The organism is Mycolicibacterium confluentis (genome assembly GCF_010729895.1).
Taxonomy (GTDB): Bacteria; Actinomycetota; Actinomycetes; order Mycobacteriales; family Mycobacteriaceae; genus Mycobacterium; species Mycobacterium confluentis.
In genome coordinates this window covers 4,776,091-4,789,113 of the sequence record NZ_AP022612.1, presented here as the reverse complement: position 1 = coordinate 4,789,113, position 13,023 = coordinate 4,776,091, and the positions used below count along the sequence as shown (strand labels likewise).

The window sequence follows — 13,023 nt, the reverse complement described above, 5'->3', positions numbered from 1 at the left end:
GGCCGGCGCGTCCTCGGCGCGCGCGGAAGTCCAGCGTCGAGCGAGCCGGCGATTCCGTGAAGCAGTCGGCAGAGAAGGCGAGGGAGAAACGGGCCGAGAAGGCCGAGAGGCGCATTCCGAAGAGGGGACTTGGCCGAAGCCAGCTGACCCCTTCCCCGACGATGGGCCCCCCGCCAGAGGCGGGGGCCCATCGTCGTCTGCGCCACGGCTACTGTCACACAGGAACGAATGGCATAAGGTGACCGGTTGTTGCTGTTGTTGTCGCAAGGTGTTGATCTGTATCGGCTAGAGCCCTCAAGATGCTTCGTGCCTGTAGGTAACTACCCTGTATAGGCTGCATCGTTCGCCGAAAATCAGCGTGCTGGCAAAGTTACTTAGAAAAACCTGAGGGGGTTTGCTACAGTTCGGCAACCATGTAAGCCAGATCACAAACTGACGGGAGAGTCGACGATGACTTCAGCCCCCACACCGCCCAAGCTGGCCATGGCTAAGACCGCGGCGGTCACCGCCGCGGCGATGGCCACGACCGCGGCATTGACCCTTGGGGTCACCTCGCCTGCCTTCCAGGCGCAGGTGGAGCGGGTGAGCGTCGGTGTGGAGCAGCGAGCCATCACCGCCGAGGTGGAACTGGCGGCGATCGTCGGCCTCTACGGTGTGGGGCCCGTCTTCTGGATCGCTGACGCGCTGGGCATCACTCCGGAGAACGTCATCCTCGGCGCCGTCGGACTGCTCGACAACCCGACCATCACAGCTGCCGTCCAACAGATCCTCACTGTGGTCGGCCTGGTGGTGGAGACGGGTGCGCCTGGGCCGCTGCCCGGCGACATCTACGACTCAGTGAACGGGTTGAGCTACACCGGCGATCTGGTGTTGGGTCCAATCCTCGGCGCGGTGCCACCGCTCGTGAAGAACCTGCCAATTGTGGGGCCGGTCGCGGAGGCTCTGAACGACTTGTTCGGCACCAACATTCCGAACTCGGGATTTACAGTCGAAGATGCCGCGAAGGCCATCGTGAAGGCCACCCCGATTCTCAATCAGCGCCGCGCCATCATCTTCTCCGAGGGTCTCGGCGCGCTGTCGACGTCGCTGGCCTATCGCGACATGATCGAGGCCGTCACGTCGAACGATCCCGACTGGGGCGAGGGCGTCACGGCGCAGTGGCTGATCTTCCTCAACAACGTCAGCCGACCCGGCGGCGGATTGTTATCTCTGGCAACCCCGTTCACCAATCTCTTCGGCGTCGACCTCACCACTCCGGCGGCCGGCAGCTACACCAACAAGGACAGCAACGGCAAGATCACCAAGATCCTCAACACGTCGGTCCTCGACATCAGTTGGGCCTACAACGCAACCTCGGACGCACCCAGCACCCTCAACCCATTGGCCTGGGCCAACGCCATCGCCGGGTCGATCCTGCTGACCTATCTCATTCCCGATGATCTGAACTTCGGCAATACCAACCTCGGCAGCCAGGTTGGGCCGTTGGCACTAGGCCTCCTCAACGGCGCGGGCGTGATGGTGGACATCACCGGCGGCCAGGGGTCCGCGGTGATCCCGCTGATCAACAAGATCTTCGACCTCCTGCAACTCAAGCCGCTCCCCGGCATCGTCGGCAAGGACACCTTCATCACCTACGACTCGGGCAACCTCCCGCTGCTCGAACCGTTCGACCTCGGACCACGCCTGCTTGGAATTCTCGGTGTGAATGTCCCGCAGCCGTTGCTGAATTCGATCGAGGGGGCGCTGCGTCTGGCGGTCAACACGGGCTACCAGGATGTCGATCCGGCCACGCTGCTGCGCGGATTCGATATGGGCGGCGAGCAGGCTCTGCTGTGGCACTCACCGCTGACGCCGAGCCAACAGGTCGAGGGCGGACAGATCATCGCCAACCGACTGCTCGATGACATCCAGGCCAACCTGCTCAACCCCGTCGCCTGGACCCCGAGCGTGTTCGGGCAGGCCGCGTTCAACGACATGATGAAAGCGCTGATCCAGAACCAGATCGCGCTGGCGGTGTCGGCGCTCGTCAACCAAGGCATCGACGGCGCGCAGGGGCTGGCGAATGGTGCGTTCGACGGACTCCAGACAGCGTTGAAGCCACTGCTTCAGGCTGCCGACGGGTTCAACGCACAGACCGAAGGCGCGGTCGACGACGCACTGGGCGTGGGCGGTTCAAGTTCGTTCGCCAAGATTCAGGCCCTGGACACCACCAACGCTCGTGCCCTCGAGGCCGACGGCAAACTCGCGCCAGAAGGCGATCAGGGCGCTCCCGAGCCCAAGAAGCCCACGTCGCTCAAGAGCGCACTGGCCGAACTGAATTCGGTCGACCTGCTGGAGGACTCGGACCTCGCCAAGAGCGCGAAAGCCACGGCCGCTGCCTTGAAGAAGCAGCGTGCGCAGGTTCGCGCGGACCTCAAGGAGGCAGGCGACAAGATTCAGAAGGAGCTCAAGAAGACCGGCGATGCGGTGGAGAAGGCCGTCAACAACGTCAAGAAGAACGTCGACAAGGCGGGTGACTCGGTGAAGCAAGCGGTCGACAACGCCAAGCCGAAGCCGGCCAAGAAAGCGCTCGCAGAAGCCAGCTGACATCGCGCGCCCGCCGCTTAACCCTACAAAGTTGGGGGAGGGACCGCCTTCGGCATCGCCGGGGGCGGTTCTCCTTTTCGCGGCCACTCACGCTGACAGTGACCATGAGCCGGCGTCGCGCGGTGGCGACTGCAGTGAGGTCGCTGGGAGGCGGGCTGTTCGAACTAGGGCGCTCCCCGCTGACCGCGGGCGCGGCGAGTGGGGTGGTGGCGGGCGCCCGTTGGTGGGCATACAGCAAAGCCATGTAACACGGGTGAGGTGGTTCTCGTAAATTCTGGCGGGTGCCGTCTGCGGATCGCGTCTGATCGCTTGGCGAACTGGAGTGGATTTTCAAGATCATTTTCTCATGCGGGTCATCCAGGCCGCGGAATCGGTGAAATCGGGAATCGCGGCGATTTTCGGTCGATGTTTATCGGGATGGAAAATCAACACCGCTGTCCTTGATTCTGCATGGGGCCATCGGGCGTAATAACGCCTGTCACCTGCAGTGAATATGGGTTCTTCGTCGGCAGGGTGGCTAGAAGCGCGATTCTCCGGTCATTGCGCAAGCAAGCAAATGGGAAGGCAAGCTACGGAATTGTTGCCCACACGTCAATTCCGATGTTAGGTTCCTGGGAATTCGCTGAAGGCGCATTGGGGGGAATATGTCTGGCAAGCATTCTGCATCTGCTCAGTCGCATAGACGACGTCGACGTGAGATTCAGGCAAAGAAACTAACTCTCGTCGGCGTATCCGCAGCAACTGCGGTGGCTGTTGGCCTGACGCCAGCGATGGCCAATGCTGCGATCAGTGAGACCTACTTGGTGGGCATCCCTGGGTGGTTACCGATCCAGGGTCTGCTCGGGCCGATCCAAACGCTTCCGTCGAACCCCGGCGCGATCTCCGACGCACTCGCGGGTGCGCAGGACGATCTGTTCTACACGGGCCTGCCGACCGAGCTTCTCGGTGGCGAGCACACGCCACCGGTCACGGTCGCGCCGGTGTGGCGCCGGACCGCCGGGGAGATCTTCACGACCGGCAACATATTAAGCGGCAACCTACGCACGTGGACGAGACTCGCCGGGCAATGGGTTGACCCGCGGTCCTACCCGGTGGAGTTCCTCGACGCCGCGGCCGCTGCCACGGTCGCCCCGCTGACCAACTGGACCTGGTACCTGCAGAACGTCAACCTCGTCGGCCTCGGAGAGGGGGCGATCGCGGCCGGAACGGCGTATCAGGCCTTCATCGACGCGGTGCGCGCCGATGAGATCGAAGCGGGGGCGCCCCAGACCGGGCCCCGGGAGATCAGCGTCCCCGGTGCACCGGGGAATCCGGTGCACCACACAGTGGTCGAGGGCATCTATCCCGGCGGTCTCGGCCTCCCGTTCTGGTACTTTCCGCCCGAGGGGTCTCCGGTCTATGACATCGTCAAACCCGGTGGCGTCGTTGATATCACGCTGCTGTCGCTCATCCTGCTGCGAAATCCGGGCCGGGCCAACGGCGGCCTGTTCGCCCGGTTCGCGCCTATCTACGAGGCGGTCACAGGGGTCAACCCGGTCACGCCGGACCGCCAGGACGTGCTGCCGATTGGCGTCGACCCGGACCTGATCACCAAGATCCTCACCGGTGACGTCAGCGACGTCGATGTCCAGGACCTTCTGGATCTGCTCAACGCACTCACGAATGACGGTGATGGCAAGAAGACGATCATCACCATCAAGGCGGACGTCACCTGGGAGTACGACCTCCTGTCGGACGCCCCGGCCACTGCCAATCCCATCGCGTGGGCCAATGCGATCGCCTCGTCGTTCCTGATCACGAACCTTTTGGGGCTCGATCTCAATGACCTGGGCGGGGGAGGGTTCATCGACCCTCGCGACGGCACCATCTACTACACACTTCCGGCCGGTCAACTGCCGCTGCTGGCCCCACTCCGCCTGCCAGCCCAACTGCTGAGCTTGATCACCGGCCAGAACATCAACACCCCGTTCTCGGATGCGATCGAACCGTTCCTGCGAATCCTGACCGACATCGCCTACGCAGACGTCGTCCGCAACCCGGACGGGACCTGGGACCGGACGTTGGACAAGTTCGGGGACCCCACTCTGTTCGGAACCCGCACTCTGACAAAGGATCAGGCGCTGTACCTGCCCGGCGATCTGATCGCCGCGTTGGGACGAGGGGTAGGAGACGAGCTCACCGATGTGCTGACACGTGTGCTCGGCGGTGTCGTCCAACTCCTCGGCGCGGTGGGAATCCAGGTACCGCAGCAACAGGTGCAACAGCTGGGTCAACTGCTGGGATTGCCAGGCGAAGCCATCAAGACCGTCAGCCGAGGTGTCGGCAACGGTGTGTCGGACTTCCTGCACGCCATCGGCCCGGTGCTGCCAGAATTGCCTGACCCCAGCCAGTCTGAGCTCCGCAAGCGCCAGGAGGTGGTCGCTCCCGTCGTCGCTCCAATCATTCAGGCTGCCGACAAGGTCGTCTCCCCGATCGTCGATGCGGCTGAGGGGGCCGTGGGGGAGCTGATCGGAAGCCTGCTCGGAACGACGAGTGCGGGTTCGGGCTCGCAGGCGTTGAATGCCGCCGGAACCACCGAGTCGTTCGACGAGCAGTCTGAGGAGGAGTCTGAGGAGTCATCGGGCTTCCGGGCTGCTGCGATCGAGCAGAAAGCCTTTGGCTCAGATCCCGCCGAGCCGGACTCAGCCGTCACAGCCGGCAGTCTGCCTGCAGGCGGCCCGGAGACTGGCCAGGGCGCGAGTAAGCGGCCAACGGTATGGGAGCTGAAGCGGAAGCTGGAGCGCGAAAGAGTGAGCGCTGCCGGTGAATTGTCGGCTTCGGTGCGCATCGGTGCTCATCGAGGAGGCGGCGTGGAAGTGAACCGCGACAATGCAGACAACGAAACTCCCTCTGGGGGAACAACCCTCACGCGTGAGGATCGCGACCAGCCGAACGATGGTGGCACGGGTAATGACAGCGAGCCGAACAAGGCGCCTGCGAATGACACCGACTAGCCGGGTCTCGTTTCGGGCTCCCGAAATCGCCCACGGGGCTGTGGTCTCAGCGACGCAGTGAATGTGGCTGGCAATCGTGCGGGAGCCGCAGGCCTTGACGGACAACTGGGTCCGCGAACCCTGCGAGGGTGAAGTGTGTGTGTGCGCCGGCCGCGGCGCCACCCGTGTGATGGCGTGACCCCTGATGTGCTGCATCGACGTCTGTGCCGCGGCCGGCCCGTGGGCACCAACTTACCATGAACATCTGAACAGGTGGACAGATAATCTGGCACCCCTTCCGCTGCTGTGGCCCCACCACTCACGCGTGCCGGGCTGCGACTTCTCGGCAACAACTTTTGAGCCCGCCTAAGTTGCACCGAGCCAGGTCGATTGTGTGCGGCGGACCCAGCCGTTAGGTTCCTGCATCTTCCCCGCTCACGTTTGCGGCAAATCGATGGCCGGCCAAGTCATTGTCGGGAAACCTGCACGTGCTAGGGGGTGGTCGAGCAGTCGCGACCGTGACCTGGTGTCACGGCAATACTCGATGGGTTCGCCAACCCGTCGGCCGCGCCGTGAATGCGACGTAACTGAACTTACGTCGCCGCGACACCTCCGTCCGCAAAGTAGTTGAAAATGCAATGACCAGCACTGCGGATGCCCTCGTGGGCTCGACCCGTGTCGTAGATCTGCCTCAGAATTCCTTAGGAAAAACCTGAGAAAAACCTGAAAGGGCGGCATGTCACACCGGAGATCGCGCATGAAAAGGCTGGCACTCGCGGGTGCGGCGTCGATGTCGGCCGTCGCTGTCGGCCTGACGCCGATCGCGGCGAACGCGGCGTCGACAGAGACCTATTTCGTGGGCTTCCCCGACTGGCTGCCCATCGGCGACGGATCGGTTCTGCCGTCTGACGCGGTCGCGATCAACGACGCGATCGTCGCGGCGAAGGACAAGAACCCGCTGATCGGGTGGGGGACCGGTGGGGTCGACCTGCGCCCGGTCTGGGTGCGTTGGGTCGACGGAGTGCCGGAGTACACGCTGCCCGAGGTCGGGCAGACCGGTTCGCACGTCGAGACCTACCAGGGTGTGAACCCGGCCTACCAGCCTGCCTATGACGTGGCTTACAACGCGGCCTACGCGGCGCACTTTGCCGCGGAGACGGTGAAGGCGCTGAGTTGGAACTGCGGACGGAGCTGCGCAGAGAACAAGGCTCGTCCGATCGCTCAGCAGAAGGCGGCACAGGATGCGTCGAACGCTGTCAAAGACATCCCCAAGATGATCAACATCAGCATCACGGTGCCGGACTTCGGCGTCATCGAGGACGGCTACTGGACCACGGTCACCGCGGGGCAGTGGGTCACGGGCACCGACATCGATGATCTTCCGACCGCCGGGCAATTGGCCTATGCCGCCTACGTTCTGCAGAACAGTGACCTGAGTGCGCTCGCACCGCTTCTGAACTGGACGGCGTACCTGAGCAATGTGAACCTCATCGCGTACGGCGACGGTGCCATCGCCGCGGGGCAGGCGTACCAGGCGTTCATCGACAGCGTCAACGGTGAGACCCATGAGGGCTACGACCCGTACACCGTTGGTGGGGCGCTGACCGGACCCCGCAAGATCGTGTTCGTCGACGCGCAGGGCCAGGTCACCCTGATCACCGTCCAAGAGACCAACGATCCGACCGATCTGCCCGACATCGTGTACCCAGGCTCGGGCCAGCCGCCGGCCTACGAATCCGCCCAGGGCGGAGGTGTTCTCGACATGACGGTGTTGTCCCTGGTGCTGCTGCGCAACCCGGGGCGGGCGAACGGCGGACTGTATGCGCGCTTCGCGCCGATCTACCAAGAGCTCACTGGAGTCAACCCGGTCAGCCCGGACCGCCAAGACGTGCTGCCCGAGGGTGTCGATCCGGCGCTGCTGACGAACCTGCTGAAGGGCGACACCAGTAACCTCAGCCTCGACGAACTCGGCAATCTGCAGGCGGTTCTCGAAAACGCCGATGGCAAGCCGATTGTCGTCACCCTCAAGGCGGATGTCGGATGGCAGTACGACCTGCTCTCCGACGCACCGGCGACCGCCAACCCGATCGCGTGGGCCAACTCGGTGGCCTCGGCGCTGATGCTGACCAATCTGCTCACCGGTGTCGACCTCGACGACCTCGGTGACGGCGGCCACGTTGGACCCGACGGGACGATCTACTACACCATCCCGGTCAACCAACTGCCGCTGCTGGCTCCGCTGCGGCTTCCCGCACAGTTGTTGGGCACGTTGCAGAACCAGAACCCGAACTCGATCAATACTCCGATTGCGGATGCGCTTGAGCCGATGCTGAAGATCCTGGTCAACAGCGCCTACACCGACGTGGTTCGCAATGAGGACGGCACCTGGACCAGAACGCTCGACCAGGCGGGGGTCCCAACGCTGTTCGGCACGCCGACGCTCACCCGCGAGCAGGCGGCCTACCTGGCCGGTGACCTGATCACCGCGCTGGGTCGCGGCGTGGGCACCGAATTGAACGAGGTGCTTCCGGTGGCGGCAGCCGAACTCGCCAAGGCGCTCAACATCGAACTGACTGCTGCGCAGAAGGAGGAGCTGAACCAGTCCCTCGCTGCGGTGGGTACCTCGATCACGGAGCGGGCCAAGGAGATTGGCGACGGCGTGACGAAGTATGTCCGTGAAATCGATGCCCAGTTGCCTGCCCTGCCGCCTCCTCCCACCCAGGCACAGATCGCCGATGTGCAGAAGCAGGTCGGCAAGGCCCTGGTCGAGGCGCGGGACGCCGCCCATGAACTGCGTGACCGCTTCGAGGATCCCCGCGCGCTGTTGCCGTCGTTCGACGATTCAGGGGTGAAGCCGGGAGCGGCCGAGAAGGCCAAGCTCAAAGATTCCCTGCAGAAGGTGCGGGCTGAGCTCAAGAAGGCCGGCGACGAGGCCAAGAAGCGTGCGGAGCAGGCCGGTGATGACGCCAAGAAGCGCGTCGAGAAGGCGGGCGCCAAGGTCAAGGCGGCCGTCGACAAGGCCGGTGAGAAGGTGCGCAAGGCCCTGACCCCGCCGAAGAAGGCGCCGCAGAACGACACTGAATAACAGGTTGACGAAAGAGGGCCCCGCCGTTGCGGCGGGGCCCTCTTTCGAATCTGCACGAATACAAGACTCGGCACGTCGTTGCCGGTCAGGAATGATCGCGGCATGACCGCCGTCTCTGACACCGCCGCTCGCACCACCCCGCTGGAACCGGTCGTCCTCGATGCGGACCTTCCCGCCTCGAACGTCGCGTCCATTCCGCCGCTGGCTCCGCAGTGGCAGCAGTTGGACTTCCGCGAGATCCTCTCGCGCCCGGCAGCGTTTCTGTCGATCAGCCAGTCGAACTCGCTGTACAAGCCCGGCGGCGTGCAGTACGCGGAAGGGCACGCACTGCGCGGAAGCCTTGAGGCGACAGTGAAGTCCGTCCAAGCCGCACGGAAGGCACCGAACTTCCGATCCTTCAACTGGATTGGCTACACCGTGTTCCGCGACGAGTACCCGCAGACGGACTTCGATCGCGTGCAGTATGCCGGGTGGACCGGTCATCTGGACGCCACGCCGGAGCAGATCGCCTGGGACAACGAGCTTGTCGGTGAGCTTCGTGAATTGGTAGAGCCCGGAGACAACGAGTTCTATGAGAAGGCACTGCAGACAGCCTTTGTCGGCACCGACCTTCCCGGGGCGTTGGCCAGGCAGAAAGTCGAGGTGGTCGTGATCACGGGCATCCACCTGGATTGGTGCGTGGAGGGCAACGCCCGTGCGGCGCGCGACCATGGCCTGCTGCCGATTGTCATCGGTGACGCGACGGGCGCCGTCCGGCCCGATCAGGAGCCCGCCGCATTTGAGCGGATCAACAACTTCTTCGCCCCGGTGATCAGTTCTGCTCAGTTCGTGGAGTGGCTGAGCTAGCAATCTTGCCAGTTTAAATTTGAGCGGTCCTCAGCGACGCTCGGCGACGATCCCGGCGGTGGGTGTCGGGATTCTGTGATTTTCTCATCTGCGGTCACTGATGGTGCCATTTCGTTCCAACTGCTGCCCTGGGGCGTCGTGCATTCGCAAACATCTGGATGGCGCGATCTGAGACGAATGTTGCTACAAACGCTCGCTACGTGCATTAGCTGATCAATCTGTGATCGAGTGCCGTCGCGCCGTTATGGCTGCTGAATGTTGCGTTTTCAACAGTCTGCGGTTATCTGAGCGAATAGATAGCCAGCGGGGGAAAGCGCGGTTGTTGTGGCAATTCCGCCGTCCTGTTCCACTTCGGCGAACTGTGGGAGCCCGTGAAGTTATTGCGGGTTCTCAAAGACCTGGTTTGTAGCGGGTGGCGTTTGCCATGACGATTAGCTTGAAAACTCAAACATCCCTTAACGCTGAAGGTTGGAAAATATGCACACGCGTCAATCGAGTGTTAGCGTCCCTGGCACAAGCTGAGAACTAACTGAGAAAGGCGGGGGGGCTGTGGTCAACGGAGATCTGGGAAATCGTAGGCAGCGTCGGGCGCGGGCGAAGAAGGACGCAGGGAGTGCGGCGGCCACAGCAACCGTGCTGAAGGGGAATGCCACGAAGGTCGCACTGAGTGGTGTGGCCTTGGCCAGCGCGATGGCTGTCAGCGTCGCACCGTTCACAGCGGACGCCGCGACCTACATCGTCGGGGCGCCGGACTGGCTGGGTGTCAACAACGTCGAGAATGACGCCGAGACGATCTACAACAACATCGTCAAAGATCGGGAAAACCCGGATTTCACCCTGGTCGGCTGGGGCACCGGCGGCGTTGATCTCAACCCGACCTGGGTGCAGTGGTACAACCCGAATCTGGGTGGCCTGGACCTGAGCGACATCGATCTTGAGGATCTGACCGCCGGCGACTTCGCCGCTCTGCTGGGCCAGATGGATCTCGGTGAACTGCAGAATCCAGGCAACGATCAGTACTACACGCCGCGGACGTGGGGGCAGACCGGCACTCAGCAGGTGCTGGTCGACAACCCGGAGTATCAAGAGGCGTACGAGGCGGCGCTCGCAGAGGTCATCAAGGCGGACAAGGACAAGGTCCTCGCGGCGGACACGATCAACGTCACGTTCTCCTACACGGTGACAGAGCCGGATTGGTGGAAGAAGGAGTATTCGATCGTCATCACCAAATTCAGCCTGGCGAGCATCTTCGGCAGTTGGTCGAATCAGAAGATCTTCGGCAAGCCGGTGACCAGCCCCATCGAGACGACGGTCACCATCGACAACCCGTTTAAGAACGACCCAGCCAAACTCGACGCATTTCTCGAAACCGGTGAGTACACGGGCACATACCCTGTGGTCATTAACGACCCTCTTGCGGCGCTTGGCGTTACGAGGCCTTCTGGTACCGCGGGACTCGCCTATGACTGGCTGAAGAGTAACGTTGTCAAGCCAATCAACGCTGGCACCTACGAGTATTCGTTCGACCGCACTAAGTTCAGCCTGCCCGGCGAGAGCTGGGAACAGCGCGCCGAAGACGCCGTCGACCCGAGCATCCCGAAGCAGATCTACGAGACGCAACCCGTTGAGGGCTGGATCCCCGGCGGTTGGACCACCAACACCTTCGGCCAGTGGGTGTCACCGACCAATGACATCACCGGATTGCAGGACCTGGACCTCTCCGCGCTGCTCAGCGGGGACCTCGATCTGGAGAATTTGAGCGCGCTGACTGGACTGTCCACGCGTGATCTGGCGTACTACCTGTCCGGTGACCTGGGATTCCTTGCGCCCCTGCTCAATTGGACCACCTACATCTACAACACCAATCTGATCGGCTACGGCGACGGGGCCATCACTGCCGGCCTGGCCTACCAGAAGTTCATCGACGCGGTGACCTCCGGCGAGATCAAGGCCGGCGAACCGCAGACCGACGGCCGTTACATCAAGATCACCACCGACGCGAACGGCAATCCCGTGGTGCAGGAGGTGAACCACACCGTCGGCGACGGGGGTATCGACGAGATCATCACGTCCTACCCGCTGCCCGGCGACCTGAACTTCCCGGGCGTGCCGACCAATCCGGACGGCAGTCCGCGCTACCCGGCGTACACCGAGATTCCGGGTGGGGTGATCGACCTTCATCTGTTCACGCTGACGCTGCTGCGTAATCCGGGGCGCGCCAACGGCGGTCTGTACGCCCGCTTCGCGCCGATCTATCAGGAGCTCACCGGCGTCAATCCGGTGTCTCCGGACAGCCAGAATGTGCTGCCGGAGGGGCTGGAGGGCCTGGACATCGCCAAGCTGCTGCTCGGTGAGGGTGGGGCGCCGAACATCCAACTCGATGACCTCGGCAATCTGGTGGCGGTCATGGAGAGTGCCGACGGCAAGCCCATGGTGATTACCATCAAGACCGATCTGACCTGGGAGTACGACCTGCTCTCCGATGCTCCGGTGACGGCAAGCCCGGTGGCGTGGGCGAACTCGGCGGTTGCGGCGCTGCTGGCGGTGAACTTGGCGTCGGCGCTGGTCAACTACGAGGACAGCGGACTGGACTTCAACAGCTACACGGGTCCCGACGGCACCATCTACGGCACCGTCACCCTCGACGAGTTGCCGCTGCTCTCACCGATCCGACTCGTGGCCGGCGCGCTCGGCACCGCAACCGGGACAGACATCAACACCCCGCTGGCCGACGCGCTTGAGCCGCTGTTGAAGACGTTGACCAACGTCTCGTACACGGACTGGGAGCGTGTGGTGGAGGCCGACGGCACCATCACCTACGACCGAACGCTGGATCAGATGCACGTCCCGACCCTGTTCGGCACCCAGACGATGACCCGCGCCCAGAAGGCTCAGCTGGCCGGTGACGTCATCAGCATCCTGGGGGCTGGCATCGGCGCCGAGATCACCGACATAAACGGTCGCTTCCTGGGGCAGGTGGAGAAGCTTCTCGGTGCGCTCAACGTGACGCTGCCGGCCGAACTGAAGGAGGCGTGGGAGAAGTCCGTGCCTGTGGTCGGTAACGCAATCACCAAGGTCAGCTCCGAAGTCGGCAAGGGTGTCAGCAAGTTCCTCACCGGCGTGGTGGGGGCCGTGGAACCGAAGCTGCCGAAGGAACTTCGGCAGCCTTCCTTCGGTGAACAGCAGACGCAGCTCGCAGCGGGTCAGCGTGAGGTCGGTAAGGCGGCCAAGGCGGTCAAGGACCGCGCCGATGAGCTTTCAGCGCGGGCGACGGCCTTTGCCAACGACCTGCGGGATCGTCTCGAGAAGGCTGGCGGCAAGGACAAACTCGCGTTGTCGGACGGTTCCGACTCCGCCCGCAAGACGCCGGTCAAGGACGCGGTGAAGAAGGCCGAGGCCGGTATCAAGAAGGCCGGAGCCGACGTGAAGAAGGCCGTGGACAAAGCCGTCGACAAGGTGAAGAAGGCCGTCACGCCGAAGAAGAAGCAGAAGTCCGAAACCGCTGAGTGATCAGCCAGCACGAGATCCCCTGCG

At 63.2% G+C, this 13,023-nt stretch carries 5 protein-coding genes; all 5 read left to right on the top strand.

Annotation, left to right across the window (positions count from 1 at the left end; all coding sequences use genetic code 11):
• The first annotated feature begins 450 nt into the window (after nucleotides 1–450).
• On the top strand, nucleotides 451–2,586 hold the full coding sequence (locus G6N34_RS22600; protein WP_085157206.1) for a hypothetical protein: 2,136 nt from the start codon (nucleotides 451–453) through the stop codon (nucleotides 2,584–2,586).
• A 770-nt stretch (nucleotides 2,587–3,356) separates the two neighbouring features.
• A complete protein-coding gene (locus G6N34_RS22595; RefSeq protein ID WP_163645473.1) occupies nucleotides 3,357–5,579 on the top strand; it encodes a PE-PPE domain-containing protein in 2,223 nt (740 codons plus the stop codon).
• 736 nt (nucleotides 5,580–6,315) lie between these two features.
• Nucleotides 6,316–8,643, top strand: a complete 2,328-nt coding sequence (locus tag G6N34_RS22590; protein WP_163645472.1) for a PE-PPE domain-containing protein — start codon at nucleotides 6,316–6,318, stop codon at nucleotides 8,641–8,643.
• 102 nt (nucleotides 8,644–8,745) lie between these two features.
• Complete coding sequence (locus G6N34_RS22585) at nucleotides 8,746–9,489, top strand: cysteine hydrolase family protein (protein ID WP_085157197.1); 744 nt, start codon at nucleotides 8,746–8,748, stop codon at nucleotides 9,487–9,489.
• 672 nt (nucleotides 9,490–10,161) lie between these two features.
• Entirely contained in the window at nucleotides 10,162–12,999 is a 2,838-nt protein-coding gene (locus tag G6N34_RS22580) for a PE-PPE domain-containing protein (RefSeq protein ID WP_234813119.1), read from the top strand.
• Nucleotides 13,000–13,023 lie beyond the last annotated feature (24 nt).

Excerpts from the sequence above, each read along its gene's own strand:
- G6N34_RS22600 (WP_085157206.1), top strand. The coding sequence starts at position 451 with ATGACTTCAGCCCCCACACCGCCCAAGCTGGCCATGGCTAAGACCGCG.
- G6N34_RS22595 (WP_163645473.1), top strand. The coding sequence starts at position 3,357 with ATGGCCAATGCTGCGATCAGTGAGACCTACTTGGTGGGCATCCCTGGG.
- G6N34_RS22590 (WP_163645472.1), top strand. The coding sequence starts at position 6,316 with ATGAAAAGGCTGGCACTCGCGGGTGCGGCGTCGATGTCGGCCGTCGCT.
- G6N34_RS22585 (WP_085157197.1), top strand. The coding sequence starts at position 8,746 with ATGACCGCCGTCTCTGACACCGCCGCTCGCACCACCCCGCTGGAACCG.